Consider the following 18,266-nt stretch of genomic DNA (forward strand, 5'->3'; position numbering starts at 1 on the left):
CCCGCGGGCAGTCGTGCCGCTGGGGCGGCACGGGTGGGCGCGACGGCACCCCGTCATCGCCGGGCTGCGTAGTGCCCCCCCCGCCCGGCACCAACACACACGAGCACCTGGGCCGGCGCGCTGCTTCACGGTCCGTCTGGAAAGTACGCGCCCCCGGCGTTGGCGGGGCGGGCGCAGCTACGTCGGAGGACCTGTTCGCGCGCCTGGCGCGCAGTCACCAGCACCGTACGGCACTGGTGCTCGACCTGATGCTCCACCGGCACCCACCGTGCCCGAAAACGCCCGGCGAACGCGTCACTCCAACGCGCCAGCGCACGGGCGGCGGAGACCAGTTCGGCCACCGTCGGATAGCGCAGCTCCAGCAGCGGACCCACCCCCGTCACCACCACCCGAACCCGCATGGCGCAGTACCCCACGGTGAGGAGGCGGTGTCAAGGGCGCTCAGTCCGGGAGCCGTTCCAGCAGCGCCACGGGTGAGCGCCCGAGCAGTTCCGCCACGCGCGCGTGCCCGCCGAACTCCCGTCCCGGCTCCAGCACGTCGGCCCACCGTCCCGGTGGCAGGGGCAGACGGGTGTCGCGCCAGCCGCCCGCCTCCGCCAGCCGGAGCGACAGCCGGGTCACGGCGGTGAGCACCTCGCCGGAGCGCACGAAGGCCAGGCAGTGCGCCGCCGCGGGCCCCTCGGCGGACAGCGGTTCGTACGAGGCCGTGTCACCGAAGACGTCCGGCCGCCGCGCCCGCAGCCCCAGCGCCGCCCGCGTCACCGCCTCCTTGCCGCTCCCGTCGCTCCCGTCGACCGTGAACCGGGCGGGCCGCCGGTTGTCCGGGTCGACCAGCGCCCGGTACTCGTGCTCCGTGCCCTGGTAGAGGTCGGGCACCCCCGGCATCGTCAGCTGCACCAGCGCCGTACCCAGGACGTTCGCCCGGATGTGCGCCTCCAGCGAGGCGCGGAACGCCGCCACCCGCTCGCCCGGCACCCCGCACGGTCCCGCCGCCACGAACCGCGCCACCGCCTCCTCGTACGGTGGCTCCTGCTCCGTCCAGCTCGTGTACAGGCCCGCCTCCCTCACGTGCTTCAGCAGCGCCCCCCGCACCCGCTCCTCCTCCGCCGGGCCGAGCCCGAACACCGTCTGCCAGGCCGCCCACGCCAGCTGCGCGTCCGGCACGCCCTCGCCCGCGCGGGTGACCTCCGCCAGGACGTCCGCCCAGCGCTCCGGGCACTCGGCGAGCACCTGCAGCGCCGCCCGCACATCGGCACTGCGCTTGGTGTCGTGCGTCGAGACGACCGTCCCGGTCGACGGCCAGTCGCGCTGCACGCGCGCGCAGTACGCGTGGAACCGTTCCGGGGACACCGCCGGGTCGCCGGGGTTCCCGCCCACCTCCGTCGCCGACAGCAGCGGCACATAGCGGTAGAACGCCGTGTCCTCCACGGCCTTGGCCCGCAGCGCCGACGCGGTCTGCGCGAACCGCGTACGGAACTCCACGTACTCCGCGCCGTCCCCGTACCGCCCGAGCACCAGGTCCCGTACGACGTCCACCGCCCCGGCCTCCTCGGGGACGGCGAAGGCGAGCCGGGCCTCGGCGGCGGCCTCCTCGGTGACCACCGCGGAAGCGTCCACGGAGTCGTACGGGCGGTACACCTCCAGCCGTACCAGCAGCTCCTGGAGGGCGGTGCGCAGCGCCCAGGGCGCGCGGTCGCGCAACCCGGTCTCCGGAGCGGTCGCGCACAGCCGGCTCGTCAGCCGGACCAGCCGGTCCACCTCGGCGGCCAGCTCGTGCGTGAGCACCTTGTACGCGGCCCGCCGGACCGTGGCGTCCCAGTCGCCGCCCCGGTCCGTCTGCGGGGCCGCGAACCGCCGGTACCGGCCGAGCAGCTCCCCGAACCCCGCCGGGTCCGTGAACAGCCCGTCCACGTGCCGCAGTGCGTCGTAGCCGGTGGTGCCGGCGACCGGCCAGGAGGCGGGCAGCGGCTCCCCGTCGGAGAGGATCTTCTCCACCACCGTCCAGCGGCCGCCCGTGGCCTCGTGCAGCCGCCGCAGATAGCCGTCGGGGTCGGCCAGCCCGTCGGGGTGGTCGACGCGCAGCCCGTCGATCACGCCCTCCCGGAGCAGCTCCAGGATCTTGGCGTGGGTGGCCTCGAACACCTCCGGATCCTCCACCCGCACCCCGATCAGCTCGGAGATGCTGAAGAACCGCCGGTAGTTCAGCTCGGTCCGTGCCAGGCGCCACCACACGGGGCGGTACCACTGCGCGTCCAGCAGCTCGGGCAGTGGCAGCCCGGCCGTCCCCTCGCGCAGCGGGAACGCGTGGTCGTAGTAGCGCAGCACGTCGCCGTCGGTCTTCAGGTGCTCGGCCTCCTGGCCGAGCGGCCCCCCGAGCACCGGCAGCAGCACCTGCCCGCCCTGCGCCTCCCAGTCGATGTCGAACCACCGCGCGTGGCGCGAGGCGGGGCCGTCGCGCAGCACCTCCCACAGGGCGGGGTTGTGGCGCGGGGACATCGCCATGTGGTTCGGGACGATGTCCACGACCAGGCCGAGCCCGTGCTCCCGCGCGGTGCGCGCCAGCTCCCGCAGGCCCTCCTCGCCGCCCAGCTCCTCGCGCACGCGTGCGTGGTCCACCACGTCGTAGCCGTGCTGCGAGCCGGGCACGGCCTCCAGGACGGGCGACAGATGCAGATGGGACACGCCGAGCGAGGCCACGTACGGTACGGCGTCCGCCGCCGCCCGGAACGGGAAGCCGGGCTGCAGCTGCAGCCGGTAGGTGGCCGTGGGCACCGCCGGGTCAGGTCGCTCAGGGGTCATGGGAACGTACGTACCCGCGTGACCGCGTTTCGTGCCATCGCTCCTCCGTTCGGGGGCGAAAACGTAAGGGGTCGCGCGCCCGCCTACACCGGCCGCTGCAACACCGTCATGCTGCGGTCGGTCAGCGTCAGCCGGGTGCCGGCCGCCACCTTCGGACCGGTCCCCGGCGGGACGCCGTCCGCGCGGGCGGTGTCGACGACGACCTGCCACTGCCGGCCGTGGTCGACCGGCACCACGAAGTCCAGCGGCTTCGGCGAGGCGTTGAACATCAGCAGGAACGAGTCGTCCGTGATGCGCTCCCCGCGCTGACCGGGCTCGGAGATCGCGTTGCCGTTGAGGAACACCGTCAGCGCCGACGCCCGCGCGGAGTCCCAGTCCCGCTGGGTCATCTCCGCGCCCCCGGGAGTGAACCAGGCGATGTCGGAGAGGTCGTCGTGGGTGCCCTCCACCGGCCGGCCGTGGAAGAAGCGGCGCCGCCGGAACACCGGGTGGTCCTTGCGCAGCCACACCATCGCGCGGGTGAACTCCAGCAGCTGCCGGCGCATGTCCTCCCCGCCGTCCTCCCCCTCGCCGGGCGTGGGCCAGTCCAGCCAGGCCAGCTCGTTGTCCTGGCAGTAGGCGTTGTTGTTGCCGTGCTGGGTGCGGGCCACCTCGTCGCCGTGGCTGATCATCGGCACGCCCTGGGACAGCATCAGCGTGGCGATGAAGTTGCGCATCTGCCGGGCCCGCAGCCGCAGCACGTCCGGGTCGTCGGTCCCGCCCTCGGCACCGCAGTTCCAGGACCGGTTGTGGCTCTCGCCGTCCCGGTTGTCCTCGCCGTTGGCCGCGTTGTGCTTGTCGTTGTACGACACGAGGTCGTGCAGGGTGAAGCCGTCGTGGCAGGTGACGAAGTTGATCGAGGCCAGCGGGCGCCGCCCGTCGTCCTGGTACAGGTCGGAGGAGCCGGTCAGCCGGGAGGCGAACTCCGCGAGCGCGCGCGGCTCGCCCCGCCACAGGTCCCGCACGGTGTCGCGATACTTGCCGTTCCACTCGGTCCACAGCGGCGGGAAGTTGCCCACCTGGTAGCCGCCCTCGCCCACGTCCCACGGCTCGGCGATCAGCTTCACCTGGGAGACGATCGGGTCCTGCTGCACCAGGTCGAAGAACGACGACAGCCGGTCCACCTCGTGGAACTGCCGCGCGAGGGTCGCCGCCAGGTCGAAGCGGAACCCGTCGACGTGCATCTCGGTGACCCAGTACCGCAGCGAGTCCATGATCATCTGCAGTACGTGCGGGGACCGCATGAGCAGGGAGTTCCCCGTGCCCGTCGTGTCCATGTAGTACTGGGGATCGTCGGTCAGCCGGTAGTACGAGGGGTTGTCGAGGCCCTTGAGGGACAGGGTCGGACCCAGGTGGTTGCCCTCGGCGGTGTGGTTGTAGACCACGTCGAGGATCACCTCGATCCCCGCCTCGTGCAGCGCCTTCACCGCCGACTTGAACTCCAGCACCTGCTGGCCCCGGTCGCCCCAGGACGCGTAGGCGTTGTGCGGGGCGAAGAAACCGATCGTGTTGTAGCCCCAGTAGTTGTTCAGGCCCATGTCCACCAGGCGGTGGTCGTTGACGAACTGGTGCACCGGCATCAGCTCCAGCGCCGTCACCCCCAGCTCGGTCAGGTGCTCGATCACCGCAGGGTGCGCGAGGGCCGCGTAGGTGCCGCGCAGCTCCTCGGGCAGCCCCGGGTGGCGCATGGTGAGGCCCTTGACGTGGGCCTCGTAGATCACCGTGTGGTGGTACTCCGTACGGGGGCGCCGGTCGTCGCCCCAGTCGAAGTACGGATTGACCACGACCGACGTCATCGTGTGCGGTGCCGAGTCGAGGTCGTTGCGGCGGTCGCGGTCGTCGAAGTGGTAGCCGTACACCTCCTCGCCCCAGTCGATCTCCCCGCTGATCGCACGCGCGTACGGGTCGAGCAGCAGCTTCGCCGAATTGCAGCGCAGCCCCCGCTCGGGGGCGTACGGCCCGTGCGCACGGAAGCCGTACCGCTGCCCGGGCATGACCCCGGGCAGGTACGCGTGCCGCACGAACGCGTCGCTCTCGCGCAGTTCGATCGCGGTCTCGGAGCCGTCGTCGTGCAGCAGACACAGCTCCACTCGGTCCGCGGCCTCCGTGAAGACCGCGAAGTTCGTTCCGGCGCCGTCGTACGTGGCACCGAGCGGATACGCCTCGCCAGGCCAGACCTGCATGGATACGACTCTTTCAGGTGTACGGCGCCGGTGGGGCGCCTTGGCTCCGAGTGTTTCCGTGTCTCCCCGAACGGACGGGAATCACCTTCTACCCAGGTCCGCCGGGTCCGATGACCCGTGCCCACCGCTTGCCCCGCTATGAATCAGCTCACTCCCGGGGGCCCTCGGGGCGGAACGGTCCCGTGATTGCGGGAAGTTGGGAAACGACCCTGTCCATCGGGCTGCACCGCGCGCCGCTGGCGGAGTACTCTCCTTGATCGTCGGGACGGGAGTGCTCGGGGGAGCGGAAGGCGGTAAGCGGGTGGGCGCGGGAGGGCTGGAACTGCCCCCTGGTGACGGCGGTCACGAGGGGAGTGGTTCCACGGACGTCCCGCCCGGTGCGGTGTCCCTGGCACGGCCGATGGACGCGGGCTCGATCGGGCCGGAGCTGGACTGGGGCGCCGACGCCTGGCGCGAGGTGCGCACCCGCGCCCAGCGGGCCGGCCGCGCCTACATCTGGCTGAACCTCGTCGAGCAGCGGCTGCGCGCGGTCGTGGCGGCCGTGCTGCGGCCCGTCTACGAGCCCGTGCACGGCGACGACTGGGTGGTCGCCGCCGCCGGACCCGCCGGGCAGGAGTGGGTGCAGCGCGCGGTCGCCGTGCGCGAGGTCAGCCGCCGCAAGGGCTATCTGCTCGACCCGGCCGACGACAACGTCCTGTCCTTCCTCACGCTGCCGCAGCTGCGCGAGCTGATGGTGGCGCACTGGCCCTGCTTCGAGCCGTACTTCGACGACCGCCGGGACGTCGAACTCGCCCTGGACGAGCTGGAGGTCACCCGCAACGTCGTCTCCCGCAACCGCGCGCTGTCCGAGGCGGTCCTCGCCCAGGCCGAGCGGGCCTCCGCGCGGCTCCTTGAGATGCTCGGCGCCGGCGGCGACGTGCCGTCCGCGCGCCGGCTGCCCGTCGACGCGGTCGAGGACCTGGTCGGCGACCGGTACGCCGACGTGGTCGCCGTCCACCCGGACCGGGTGCGGCTGCTGCGCCAGTTCCCGGCCGAGGACATCTTCGGCGGGGCCCGCCGGCTCGACGCCCTCGGCATCGGCCTCAACCTGCTGGTGCAGAACTTCTCCGGGCGCCGTCTGGTGCGGCTGGCGGAGTCCGGCTGCCGGGTGCGGCTGCTGTTCCTGAACCCGGCCTCCAGCGCGGTCAAGCGCCGTGAGCGCGAACTCGGCCTCAAGCGCGGCGAGCTCGGCCGCAGCGTCGAGATGAGCATCCTGCACATGCGCCGGGTCCGCTCCCGGCTGCGCGACCCCGGGGCCTTCGAGATCCAGGTCTACGACGAGACGCCCCGCTGCACCGCCTACCTCGTGGACGGGGACGGGTCGGACGGCATCGCGGTCGTGCAGAACCATCTGCGCCGGGCCCGGGGCATGGAGGCACCGGTACTGGTCCTGCGCAACGGGACCAAAGTGGTCAAGCCGGGTGAAGTCGAGGAGGGCGGGCTGTTCCCCACCTACCGCGAGGAATTCGAGCTGATGTGGACGGATTCGCGCCCAGTGTCGTGAATGCCCCGGGTCGGGGCCGGTAAGCGGAACGCGATCCTCTGATTGTCAGTGGTGCGTGCGAAGGTGGGAACCACTGGGGGAACGCACCACACAGAAGGGGGACGGCCCATGGGCTGGCACCGGGAGCCGCTGATCGGCTTCGACCTGGAGACGACGGGTACCGACCCGCGCGAGGCACGGATCGTCACGGGGGCCGTGATCGAGGTCAGGGCGGGAGAGCCGGGGGACCGCCGGGAGTGGCTGGCCGACCCGGGCGTACCCATCCCGGAGGACGCGGTGGCCGTCCACGGCATCAGCAACGAACGCGCGACCGCCGAGGGCAGCCCCGCCGACCGGGTCGCCGACGCCATCGCCGACGTCCTCACCGCCCACTGGAAGACGGGCGTCCCGGTCGTCGCCTACAACGCCGCCTTCGACCTGTCCCTGCTCTCCGCCGAACTGCGGCGGTACGGGCTGCCGTCCCTGCGCGACCGCCTGGGCGGCGCCGATCCCGGCCCGGTCATCGATCCGTACACCATCGACCGCTCCGTCGACCGCTACCGGCGCGGCAAGCGCAACCTCGAAGCGGTCTGCGCGGAGTACGGCGTCGTCCTCGACGCGGCGCACGACGCGACCGCCGACGCCCTCGCCGCGGCCCGGCTGGCCTGTGCGATAGCCGGCCGCCACCCCAAGGTGGCGGCCCTCGACCCGGCGGAGCTGCACCGCCGCCAGATCGAGTGGTACGCCGCGTGGGCGGCGGACTTCCAGGACTTCCTGCGCCGCAAGGGCGACACCACCGCGGTGATCGACGGCACCTGGCCGCTGCGGGAGCCGGCGGGCGAGCGGGTCTGACGCGCCGGGCGGCCGGTATGTCCTCACCGGCCGGTCACCTTCGCGCACCGCGGACAGGAGTGGGCCGGCCGGGTCGAGGCGAACCGGGCCGTCGCCTACCGCATCGACTGCGACGTGGCCCGTGCACGCTGGTACATGGGTCCAGGACTCACTTCCGCTCACTGACCAGGAACGGTCAGAAGGGGTACCAGCGCACGGTCTCGTCCCCGTCCCGCAGCGACGCCACCCGGCGCCGGAACTCGGCCAGCGCCTTGGGGTTGTTCGGGGCGTGCTGGGCGACCCAGGCGCAGCTGGCGGTCTCCCGCGCGCCGCGCAGCACCGAGCAGCCCTCCCAGGCGCGCACGTCCCAGCCGTAGGCGGCGGTGAAGGACGCGTACGCCTCGTCCGGCAGCCCGTAGCGGTCGTGCGAGAGGGCCATGACCACCAGGTCGTGCTCGCGCAGGTCGGCCGAGAAGGTCTCCAGGTCGGTCAGGACCGCCCCGTCCGGCCCGATGTACACGTTGCGGGGCAGCGCGTCCCCGTGGATGGGCCCCCGCGGCAGCTCGGGCGTCAGCGCCGCCGCGGCCGCCGCGAAACCGTCGCGCCGCTCGCGCAGGTACGCCGCGTCCGCGGGGTCGACGGCGTCGCCCGCCAGCCGCAGCCAGCGTTCCACACCGCCCAGCAGCTCGCGGGGCGGCAGCGGGAACGGGGGAGCGGGCAGTGCGTGCACCAGCCGCAGCAGCCCGGCCAGATCCCGGGGTTCGGCGGGCCGTACCGCCTCCGGCAGCCGGTGCCACACGGTCACCGGGTGACCGTCGACCAGCAGCGCCTCCGGCTCGGCCGCCCGCACCGCCGGTACGCCCTGTTCCGCCAGCCATCCCGCGACGGTCAGCTCCCGGCGGGCCCGCTCCAGCAGCTCGGTGTCCCGGCCCACCTTGACGACCAGGCCATCGGTGGCGAACACCGCGTTCTCACCGAGGGCGAGCAGCCGCGCGTCCGCCGCCGCACCGGGCAGCACCCCGACCGCCGCGAGTACGTCCCGCGCCCGTGCCTCGTCCATCCGTCCGCCTCCGTGTCCGTGCGCGTCCGACCGCCGGTATCCGGCCATCCGTCGGTCAGTTTCGCATTCGCGCGGGTGGCGGCGGTGTGCGCGGTGCCTCGACGAGCTGCGCGAACGGCTGGAGGAGGACGGGAACCCGGTCCTGGCCCGCCACCAGCGCTGAGCGGCGCGCGAAATGCTGTTGCACGAGACGTATCGTCTCGTTTACTGTCGGCGCATGACCACTCCCGCGCACATCGCCATGTTCTCCATCGCCGCCCACGGGCACGTGAACCCGAGCCTCGAGGTGATCCGCGAGCTCGTGGCGCGCGGCCACCGGGTCACGTACGCGATTCCGCCGCTGTTCGAGGAGAAGGTCGCCGAGACCGGCGCCGAGCCCAAACTGTGGAACAGCACGCTGCCGGGTCCCGACGACGACCCGTCGGCCTGGGGCACCACCCTGCTGGACAACGTGGAGCCGTTCCTCGCCGACGCCATCCAGGCGCTTCCGCAGCTCATCGAGGCCTACGAGGGTGACACCCCCGACCTGGTGCTGCACGACATCACCTCCTACCCGGCCCGCGTGCTCGCCCACCGCTGGGGCGTGCCCGCGGTCTCCCTCTCGCCGAACCTCGTCGCCTGGGACGGGTACGAGGAGGAGATCGCCGGGCCCATGTGGGAGGAGCCGAAGAAGACCGAGCGGGGGCAGGCCTACTACGCCCGCTACCACGCCTGGCTGGAGGAGAACGGGATCACCATGCACCCCGACGACTTCGGGGGCCGCCCCGCCCGCTCCATCGTCCTGATCCCCAAGGCGCTCCAGCCCCACGCCGACCGGGTCGACGAGAGCGTGTACTCCTTCGTCGGGGCCTGCCAGGGCGACCGGAGCGCCGAGGGCGACTGGCAGCGGCCCGCCGGGGCCGAGAAGGTCGTCCTGGTGTCGCTCGGGTCGTCCTTCACCAAGCAGCCGGCCTTCTACCGGGAGTGCGTCAAGGCGTTCGCCGACCTGCCCGGCTGGCATCTGGTGCTCCAGGTCGGCAGGCACGTCGACCCCGCCGAGCTGGGGGACGTACCGGAGAACGTCGAGGTGCGGTCCTGGGTGCCGCAGCTCGCGATCCTGAGGCAGGCCGACCTGTTCGTCACCCACGCGGGGGCCGGCGGCAGCCAGGAGGGGCTGGCCACGGCCACCCCGATGATCGCCGTACCGCAGGCCGTGGACCAGTTCGGCAACGCGGACATGCTTCAGGGGCTGGGGGTGGCGCGGCATGTTCCGGCCGGCGAGGCGAACGCGGAGGTGCTGAGGGCGGCGGCCCTCACCCTGGTGGACGACCCGGAGGTCGCGCGGCGGCTGAAGGACATCCAGGCCGACATGGCGGAGGAGGGCGGCACCCGAAGGGCGGCCGACCTCATCGAGGCGGAGCTGCCTACGAGGCGTTGACGTGGCTGCGGGCGGGGCGGGTCGCGCGGCCCGGCGCTTGCGGGGTGCCTCCCCCACTCTCGGCTCCGCTCGAGCGGGAGGTACCCCCACCGCCCACCCGTGCCGCCCTGGGGGTACCTCCCAGGCCCTTAAGGCACTGGGGGAGGCACGATTGCCCGCAGTTGTGAGAAGGGCCCGGCGGAAACCCGCCGGGCCCTCGTCGCGCTACCGGATCAGACCGGCACCCGCTCCCCCTCGTCGTCCCGCGACGCCGGCGGTGCCACCGCCACCGCCTCCGGTGACTCGTCGTGGGTCAGGTCGGGCATCCGGTGCAGCCACTTCGGCAGGTACCAGTTGCGCTCGCCGAGCAGTGTCATCACCGCGGGCAGCAGCACGCCCCGGATGATCGTCGCGTCGATCAGCACCGCCGCCGCGAGGCCGACGCCCATCTGCTTCATGGACTGCATGGACAGCGTCCCGAAGATCCCGAACACGGCGACCATGATGACCGCGGCACTGGTGACCACGCCGGCCGTGGTGACCACGCCGTGCTGGACCGCGTCCCGCGTCGTACGGCCCCGCAGCCGGGCCTCGCGGATCCGGGAGACCACGAACACGTGGTAGTCCGTCGACAGGCCGAACAGGATCACGAAGAGGAACAGCGGCAGCCAGGTGATGATCGCGCCGACGCCCTCCGCGCCCACCAGGGACGCGCCCCAGCCGTGCTGGAAGACCGCCACGAGGATGCCGTACGCGGCGCCCACCGACAGCAGGTTCAGCACGATCGAGGTGATCGCGACCGTCAGCGAGCGGAACGACAGCAGCATCACCAGGAAGGCGAAGACCACCACGAAGGCGAAGACCGGGACGACGGAGCCGACCAGCTGGTCGTTGAAGTCCTTGTTCCCGGCGACCTGCCCGGTGATCGGCGCCTCGACGCCGTCGACCTCCCCGAGTGTGGCGGGCCGTACCTCGTCGCGCAGCGTCTCCAGGCTCTCGCCCGCCTTGTCCTGGTCGGAGCCGCCCACCAGCGGTACGTAGACGAACGCGACGTTCTGCTGGTCGTGCAGCTTGATCTCGACCGGGCCGCGCGAGGCCCCCGAACTGATCGCCCGCTCACGGAACTCGGCGAGCGCGGCCTTCACCTCGGGCGCGTTGATGTCGTCCGCCTTGACGACCACCTCGGCCGGCTCGGAGCCGCCGGGGAAGGCGTCGTTGACCCGGTTGTACGTCTGCACGATCGGCAGCGAGTCGCCGAACTCCTGGTCGAGGGTGAGGTTCTGCGTCTTCATCCCGACCGCCGGAGCGGCCACGGCCAGCAGCGCACCGGTCGCCACCACGACCGACAGCACCGGCTTGGCGAGCACCCGCTTCAGTACGGCCGACCAGAACCGGCTGTCACCGTTGCCGCCGGCGCGGCGCCGGCGCAGGAACGGCACGCGGCCCTTCTCGACCCGCTCGCCCAGCAGCGAGAGGAGCGCGGGCAGGACGGTGACGGAGCCGACCATGGCGACGGCCACGACCATCAGCGAGGCCAGGCCCATCGCCTCGAACTCGGCGAGCCCGGTGAACAGCATGCCCGCCATGGCCACACACACCGTGACACCGGAGACGACGATCGCGCGGCCACTGGTGGCGGCGGCGATCCGCAGCGCGGTCTGCGCGTCCCGTCCGGCCGCCCGCTCCTCACGCTCGCGGCGCAGGTAGAACAGGCAGTAGTCGACGCCGACGGCCAGGCCGACCAGCAGCATCACCGAGTTCGCGGTCTCGCTCATCGGCTGCAGATGGCTGACCAGTCCCATCAGACCCATCGTCGCCATGATCGCGGTGATCGCCAGCGCCACCGGCAGCAGCGCCGCCACCAGCGCGCCGAACGCGATCAGCAGGATGCCGAGGGCCACCGGCACCGCGGAGTACTCGGCCTTCTTGAAGTCGTCGCCGAACGCGTCGTCGAACGTCTTCATCATGCTGGCGCCGCCGATCTCCTCGATCCGCAGCGACTCGTGGTCCTTCTGGACCTCCTCCACGGCGTTCAGCACCGGCTCGATCCGCTCACCGGCGGTGTCCGAGTCACCCCGTATGTCGAACTGGACCAGCGCGCTGCGCCCGTCCTTCGAGATGGTGTCGCTCTCGTACGGCGAGGTGACGTCCGTGGCCTCGCCGGTCTTCTCCACGGCCGTGAGGACCGCGGTGACCGCCGACCGGAACTCGGCGTCCGTGGCCGTGAGGCCCTCGCCCTTCGCCTGGAGGAGCACGGTCTCACCGGCCGGCTCCTCGATGCCGGCGTCCTCGATGATGCGGGCGGCGGTGCTGGTCTCTCCCTTGAGCTGATCGCTGTCACCGACGTCGACCCGGCCCGCGGCCGAACCGAGTCCCATCGCCAGCACGACGAACAGCACCCAGATGCCGACGGCCGCCCAGCGGTGCCGGGCGCTCCAGCCGCCGGCCCGTGCGGCGAGGCCCCGCACCCGTGATTCTCCGTTCCCCATGACGGGCTCGCTCCCTCGTGTTCGGCAGCGACCCCCTGCCGCCACCTGACACTTTCGAAGGTATGGGCCGGATAAGCCCGTATCGTCGTGCTGTCCGGTGAAGCTCGGGAACCCCGGGTCATCCCATCGGCGCCCGTCTCCTCCCCACTGGGGAGGACAGCGGCCCCCTACACCTACCCGGGCGTGTCGGGGCCGGTGATCAGGGTTCCGGTGCGCCGCCGCCGTCGGGCACACCCCCGCGGGGTACGACGGCCGTCCTAGGGTGTGCGCATGGCGACGACGAGGTACGCGGCGCTGCTGCGCGGGATCAACGTGGGCGGCAGCAGGAAAGTCCCGATGGCCGAACTGCGCGCCCTCATGGAAGGGCTCGGTCACGACGGGGTGCGCACCCACCTGCAGAGCGGCCAGGCGGTGTTCACCGCCACGCACGGCGACGAGGAGTCACTGGCAGCAGAGCTGTCGGCGGCCGTCGAGCGGCACTTCGGCTTCGCCGTGGACGTGATCGTGCGCGACCACGCCTATCTGGAGGGGATCGTCGACGCCTGCCCGTTCCCGGCCGGCGAACTGGAGCCCAAGCAGCTCCACGTCACCTACTTCTCCGCGCCCGTCACCCCCGGGCGCTTCGCCGAGATCGACCAGGAGTCGTACCTGCCCGAGGAGTTCCGCCTCGGCGACCGCGCGCTCTACCTGTACGCCCCGAACGGCCTGGGCCGCTCCAAACTCGCCGAACACCTGGCCAGGCCCCGTGTCACCAAGGGCGTGGTCGCCACCAGCCGCAACTGGAACACGGTGCTCAAACTGGTGGAGCTCACAGGAGACTGAGCTCAGGCGCCGACCGCCGCGAGCAGCGGCACCCGCGCCTCGTCGTACCGCTCCAGCAGCACCCGCGCCACCTCCGGCGCCGGACCCAGGACATCCGCCAGGACGTCCGCCTCCGCCGCGCCCCGGGCGATCCGGTCCGGGAGGAAGCCGGGGGCCAGGACGTACGGGGCGACGGCGACGCGTGCGCAGCCGAGGGCGCGCAGTTCGCGTACCGCCTGCTCGGTGCGGGGCAGGGATGCGGAGGCGAACGCAGGCCGCACGGCGCACCAACCGGTGTGCCGCCACTCCCGCGCGATTTCTGCGATCACTGCGATCGCCTCCGGGTCGGAGGACCCCGCCGAGGCCAGTACGACCCCGGTCGAGGACTTGTCGGCGGGCGTGAGGCCCGCCTCGTACAGCCGGCGCTCCAGCGCCGACGTCAGCAGCGGGGACGGGCCCAGCACCTCGGCCTGGCGGATCCGCAGCCGCGACGGCGCATCCGCCAGCACCGCCGGGATGTCCGCCTTGGCGTGGAAGGCGCGGGTCAGCAGCAGCGGGAGGGCGACCACATCGCGGACGCCCTCCGCGTCCAGGGACTCCAGCACCCCTTTGACGGCAGGGATGTTGAAGTCCAGGAACCCGGTCTCCACGCGCAGCCCCGGCCGCAGCGACCGCACCCGCCGCACCAGGGCGTGCACGGTCGCGGCGTGCCGCGGGTCGCGGCTGCCGTGGGCGACGACGAGAAGTACCGGACGGCGCATGGTGTTCCTCAGCCCTTCACCAGCAGACCGCGGCTGCGCAGCACCCACCGCTCCAGCGGGCTGAAGATCAGCAGGTCGATGGCGATACCGACGGTCAGGATCAGCAGGATGGCCTCGAAGACCATGGCCATGTCGCTGGCGTTGCGGCCGTTCTCCAGGAGCTGGCCGAGGCCCACGCCGAGGTCCGGGAAGGAGGCGATGATCTCCGCGGCCATCAGCGAACGCCAGGAGAACGCCCAGCCCTGCTTCAGACCCGCCACATAGCCCGGCAGCGCGGCCGGCAGCACGATGTGCCAGGTGCCCTTCAGTCCCGTCGCGCCCAGCGTCCGGCCGGCCCGCAGGAACAGCGGGGGCACCTGGTCGACGCCGGAGACCAGGCCGTTGGCGATCGAGGGGACCGCGCCGAGCAGGATGACGGCGTACATCATCTGGTTGTTCAGACCCAGCCAGATCACCGCCGGCGGCACCCACGCCACCGACGGCAGCGACTGCAGACCGGACAGGATCGGCCCGATCGCCGCGCGCACGAACTTCACCCGCGCCACCAGCAGCCCCAGCGGGGTGCCGATCAGCAGCGCGAAGAAGAAGCCGAGCAGACCGCGCGAGACGCTGGTCCAGATGTAGCCGAGCAGCTCGCCCTGGAGCCACGCCTCACGCAGGACGTCCCACACGGCGCCCGGCGAGGGCAGCTTGGTCGGATCGTCGACGATCTCGAACGACACCAGGGCCTGCCACACCGCCAGCACCAGGGCGATGGCGATGAGGGGCGGCAGGATCTTCTCCACGAAGGTCTGCCGGAACGGCTTGCGTCCGGTCTGCACCGTCTCCAGTGCGTCGAGGCCCGCCTCCAGACCGGCGAGGTCGCCCCCGTCCTTGTCCTTCGCGGTCGTCTCAGTGCTGGCCATGACGGCGGATCTCCCCACGGAGTTCTTCGGTGATCTCGACGGACAGTTCCGCCACGGCGGTGTCCTCGATACGGCGCGGATGCGGGATGCCCACCGTCCACTCGCGGGCGACCCGGCCCGGACGGGAGGACAGCAGCACCACCCGCTGCGCGAGCCGCACGGCCTCGCGCACGTTGTGCGTGACGAACAGGACGGAGAGCCGCGTCTCGCTCCAGATCCTGGTCAGCTCGTCGTGCAGCACGTCCCGGGTGATGGCGTCCAGCGCCGCGAACGGCTCGTCCATCAGCAGCAGCCGGCTGTCCTGGGCGATCGCCCGCGCCAGCGCCACGCGCTGCCGCATACCGCCGGACAGCTCGTGCACCCGCTTGCCGTGCGAGCCCTTCAGCCGGACGAGCTCCAGCAGCTCCTCGGCCCGCTCGCGGCGCTCGTTCTTCTGCACGCCCCGCAGCTTCAGGGCGAGTTCGATGTTCTTCCCCGCGGTCAGCCACGGGAAGAGGGCGTGCTCCTGGAACATCAGGGCCGGCCGCCCGTCCGTGCTGATCGTGCCGGCCGTGGGGCGGTCGAGCCCCGCGACCAGGTTGAGCAGTGTGGACTTGCCGCAGCCCGAGGCACCCAGGAGGGTGACGAACTCACCGGGCGCGACATCGAGGCTGATGTCGTCCAGCACGAGCTGCTGTCCGGCGGGGCCCGCGAACGACTTCGAGACATGCTCGATGCGGGCGGCGTGGGTGGCCGCCCCGATGCCGTCGGCGGCCTTGGCGAGGGTCGTGGCCATGGTCGTCACCTCCTGGGAACTCTTCGTGGTCCGGGCTTACTTGGCGCCGAGTCCGGCGTCGTCGACGGCCGGTTCACCGACGGCCTTCAGGACCTCGTTGAGCAGCGTGAGGTCGTAGATGCCGTTCAGGTCCGGCTGCTCCAGCAGACCCGCCTTGACGGCGTGCTCCGCCTGCGCGTCGAGGGTGGCGGCCAGCGGGTCGTCGATGAACTCGATCGACTCCCACGCCGGGTCCAGCACCTCGGCGGGCAGCGCCTTGCCGGAGTCGGCCTCCAGCTGCTCGTTGGCGGCGGTCTTCGCCTCGTCCGGGTTGGCGTTGATCCACTTGTTGGCCTCGACGGACGCCTTCAGCACCGCCTCGACGGCCTTCGGGTGCTTCTCGAGGAACTCCTGGCGCACGATGATGTTCGTGATCACGAACTTCTCGTCCGGCCACAGGGACGCCTCGTCCAGCAGCACCTTGCCGCCCTGCGCGACCAGCTTCGACGCGGTCGGCTCCGGCACCCAGGCGCCGTCGACCGACCCGGACCTGAACGCGTCCGGGGTGACCTTGTTGTCGCTGCGGACGACCGTGACGTCGCCCTTGCCGCTCTGGGCGTCGACCTTCCAGCCCTGCTCGGCCACCCAGTTGAGGAACGCCACGTCCTGGGTGTTGCCGAGCTGCGGGGTCGCGATCCGCTTGCCCTCGACGTCCTTCAGGGACTTCACCTTGTCCGGGTTCACCACGAGCTTCACCCCGCCGGACGCCGAACCGCCGATGATGCGCAGGTTCTTGCCGCCGGACTTGGTGTAGCCGTTGATGGCGGGGGACGGGCCGATGAAGCCGATGTCGATGGAACCGGAGTTGAGCGCCTCGATCTCCGAGGGCCCCGCGTTGAAGACGGCGTACTTCGCCTCCGTGGCGCCCAGTTCCTTCTGGAACAGGCCCTTCTTGTTGCCCACCAGGGCGGTGCCGTGGGTGAGGTTGCCGAAGTAGCCGATCCTGACGGAGTCGAGACCGTCGGTCTTCTTCGCCCCGGCGGCGATCTTCGCGGCGCCGTCGTCCTCGGCCTGGGAGCCGTAGCCGCAGGCGGCCAGGGTGAGCAGCGGAAGTACGGCTATGACCGCGAGGGTACGGCGCAGGGCGGTTGTGGCAGGCACGGGAGGTGTTCCTCTCGGAGGCCCGGCGGTCACGGTCCTGGTCTCTCAGGCCGTGGCCGGGAAGTCGGCGGGTTTTCGTCTACGGCGGTGGGGGGCGAGGGCGCGCGAGCGGTGCGCGTACGTCAGCGCGCACATCGGTCGACCCCGCCCTGCCCGCTGCCGAGAGCACCGCTGCCGACGCGGCCGCCCTCCTTCGCGAACTCGGAGTAGAAATCGGTGGGGTTCATGCTCAGAAGTCCCACCCGTCGTCCTCGGCCTCGTCCTTGACGGGCTCCGGTGCGGCGAAGGACTCACCGACCATGCCGGCGGTGAGCGTGGTGCCGTCGCTGGGGTCGATGAGGATGAACGAACCGGTGCGCCGCGAGTCCGCGTAGGAGTCGGCGGGCAGCGGTTCGGCGGTACGGATCTTCACCCGTCCGATGTCGTTGGCGTTGAGGGTGCCGGGGTGCGGGTGCAGCGACAGGTCGTCCAGCGTCAGCCGGGACGGGATGTCCTTCACGATCGCCTTGACGGTGCGGGTGCCGTGCTTGAGCAGCACCCGGTGGCCGACGGCCAGCGGCTGGTCGGCGACATGGCACACGGTGGCCTCGACGTCCTGCGAGGTGGCCGGCGCGTCCTTGCTGGGCACGATCAGGTCACCGCGGGAGATGTCGATGTCGTCGGCCAGCAGCAGCGTCACCGACTGCGGCGTCCAGGCGATGTCGACCGGCTCGCCCAGCAGGTCGATCCCCGTGACCGTGGTCGTCCGCCCGGACGGCAGCACGGTCACCGGGTCGCCCACCCGGAACGTGCCCGCGGCGATCTGGCCCGCGTAGCCCCGGTAGTCGGGATGCTCGGCGCTCTGCGGCCGGATCACGTACTGCACGGGCAGCCGGGCGTGGCAGTGCGCCAGGTCGTGGCTGACCGGGACGGTCTCCAGGTGCTCCAGCACGGTGGGGCCGCCGTACCAGTCCATGTGCGCGGACGGCTCCACCACGTTGTCGCCGACCAGCGCCGAGATCGGGATCGCGGTGACCTCGGGGACGCCCAGCTCGGTCGCGTACGCCGTGAACTCCTCGGCGATCGCCGCGAACACGGACTCCCGGTAGTCGACCAGGTCCATCTTGTTGACGGCGAGGACGACGTGCGGGACGCGCAGCAGGGCGGCGATGGCGGCGTGCCGGCGGGTCTGCTCGACGACGCCGTTGCGGGCGTCGACCAGGACCACGGTCAGCTCGGCCGTGGAGGCGCCGGTGACCATGTTCCGCGTGTACTGCACATGGCCCGGGGTGTCGGCGAGGATGAACCGGCGCCGGGGCGTGGCGAAGTAGCGATAGGCCACGTCGATGGTGATGCCCTGCTCCCGCTCGGCCCGCAGGCCGTCGGTGAGCAGCGCGAGGTCGGGTGCCTCCTGGCCCCGGCTGGCCGACGCCCGCTCCACGGCCTCCAGCTGGTCGGTGAGGACCGACTTGGAGTCGTGCAGCAGCCGGCCCACCAGGGTGGACTTGCCGTCGTCGACGGAGCCGGCGGTGGCGAACCGCAGCAGCGTGGTGGCCGCGAGCTCCTCGGTGGTGATGGTGCTCATC

13 protein-coding genes and 1 pseudogene are annotated in these 18,266 nt (G+C 71.9%); 4 read left to right on the forward strand and 10 right to left on the reverse strand.

What is annotated here, in order from left to right:
- Positions 1-125: 125 nt before the first annotated feature.
- The 3 genes and pseudogenes from ACIA6T_RS09545 to glgX all read right to left on the reverse strand — a co-directional run.
- Positions 126-311, reverse strand: a pseudogene (locus ACIA6T_RS09545) (hypothetical protein); the annotation flags it as partial.
- Positions 312-441: 130 nt separating this feature from the next.
- Positions 442-2,799: a malto-oligosyltrehalose synthase gene (gene treY / locus ACIA6T_RS09550; protein ID WP_399445983.1), complete on the reverse strand. Its 2,358-nt coding sequence runs from the start codon at positions 2,797-2,799 to the stop codon at positions 442-444.
- 83 nt (positions 2,800-2,882) lie between these two features.
- Positions 2,883-5,021 carry a glycogen debranching protein GlgX gene (glgX, locus tag ACIA6T_RS09555; protein ID WP_399445984.1) on the reverse strand — a complete coding sequence of 713 codons (2,139 nt, stop codon included), beginning with the start codon at positions 5,019-5,021 and terminating at the stop codon, positions 2,883-2,885.
- Between the two features lie 271 nt (positions 5,022-5,292).
- On the opposite strand from glgX, the gene ACIA6T_RS09560 reads away from it, so the two are divergent.
- Both ACIA6T_RS09560 and ACIA6T_RS09565 read left to right on the forward strand, forming a co-directional pair.
- Positions 5,293-6,564 (forward strand): SAV2148 family HEPN domain-containing protein, encoded by a 1,272-nt coding sequence (locus ACIA6T_RS09560; RefSeq protein WP_399446068.1) that lies wholly within the window; start codon positions 5,293-5,295, stop codon positions 6,562-6,564.
- 108 nt (positions 6,565-6,672) lie between these two features.
- A complete protein-coding gene (locus ACIA6T_RS09565; RefSeq protein WP_399445985.1) occupies positions 6,673-7,395 on the forward strand; it encodes a 3'-5' exonuclease in 723 nt (240 codons plus the stop codon).
- Between the two features lie 175 nt (positions 7,396-7,570).
- Here ACIA6T_RS09565 and ACIA6T_RS09570 read toward each other — a convergent pair whose 3' ends face one another.
- Positions 7,571-8,434 (reverse strand): phosphotransferase, encoded by an 864-nt coding sequence (locus ACIA6T_RS09570; protein WP_399445986.1) that lies wholly within the window; start codon positions 8,432-8,434, stop codon positions 7,571-7,573.
- 175 nt (positions 8,435-8,609) lie between these two features.
- Between ACIA6T_RS09570 and mgt the strand changes: the two genes are divergently transcribed.
- The gene (gene mgt, locus ACIA6T_RS09575) at positions 8,610-9,851 is read left to right on the forward strand and encodes a macrolide-inactivating glycosyltransferase (protein ID WP_399445987.1); all 1,242 of its coding nucleotides are present in this window, start codon (positions 8,610-8,612) and stop codon (positions 9,849-9,851) included.
- 212 nt (positions 9,852-10,063) lie between these two features.
- On the opposite strand, the gene ACIA6T_RS09580 is transcribed toward mgt, so the two are convergent.
- Positions 10,064-12,319 carry an MMPL family transporter gene (locus tag ACIA6T_RS09580; RefSeq protein WP_399445988.1) on the reverse strand — a complete coding sequence of 752 codons (2,256 nt, stop codon included), beginning with the start codon at positions 12,317-12,319 and terminating at the stop codon, positions 10,064-10,066.
- Between the two features lie 270 nt (positions 12,320-12,589).
- Between ACIA6T_RS09580 and ACIA6T_RS09585 the strand changes: the two genes are divergently transcribed.
- Complete coding sequence (locus ACIA6T_RS09585) at positions 12,590-13,141, forward strand: DUF1697 domain-containing protein (RefSeq protein ID WP_399445989.1); 552 nt, start codon at positions 12,590-12,592, stop codon at positions 13,139-13,141.
- Positions 13,142-13,143: 2 nt separating this feature from the next.
- On the opposite strand, the gene ACIA6T_RS09590 is transcribed toward ACIA6T_RS09585, so the two are convergent.
- The 5 genes from ACIA6T_RS09590 to ACIA6T_RS09610 all read right to left on the reverse strand — a co-directional run bounded on the left by ACIA6T_RS09590 (position 13,144) and on the right by ACIA6T_RS09610 (position 18,265).
- A complete protein-coding gene (locus tag ACIA6T_RS09590) occupies positions 13,144-13,881 on the reverse strand; it encodes a sirohydrochlorin chelatase (protein ID WP_399445990.1) in 738 nt (245 codons plus the stop codon).
- Positions 13,882-13,889: 8 nt separating this feature from the next.
- Positions 13,890-14,786, reverse strand: a complete 897-nt coding sequence (locus tag ACIA6T_RS09595; RefSeq protein WP_399445991.1) for an ABC transporter permease — start codon at positions 14,784-14,786, stop codon at positions 13,890-13,892.
- Positions 14,773-15,561, reverse strand: coding sequence for an ABC transporter ATP-binding protein (locus ACIA6T_RS09600; protein ID WP_399445992.1), 789 nt, complete (start codon positions 15,559-15,561; stop codon positions 14,773-14,775). Before ACIA6T_RS09600 ends, ACIA6T_RS09595 begins: the two co-directional genes overlap by 14 nt.
- 36 nt (positions 15,562-15,597) lie before the next feature.
- On the reverse strand, positions 15,598-16,701 hold the full coding sequence (locus tag ACIA6T_RS09605) for an aliphatic sulfonate ABC transporter substrate-binding protein (protein ID WP_399445993.1): 1,104 nt from the start codon (positions 16,699-16,701) through the stop codon (positions 15,598-15,600).
- A gap of 229 nt (positions 16,702-16,930) precedes the next feature.
- Positions 16,931-18,265, reverse strand: coding sequence for a sulfate adenylyltransferase subunit 1 (locus tag ACIA6T_RS09610; protein ID WP_399445994.1), 1,335 nt, complete (start codon positions 18,263-18,265; stop codon positions 16,931-16,933).
- Position 18,266: the final 1 nt, after the last annotated feature.

This window comes from Streptomyces sp. NPDC051740 (assembly GCF_044453165.1).
GTDB classification, from domain to species: domain Bacteria; phylum Actinomycetota; class Actinomycetes; order Streptomycetales; family Streptomycetaceae; genus Streptomyces; species Streptomyces atrovirens.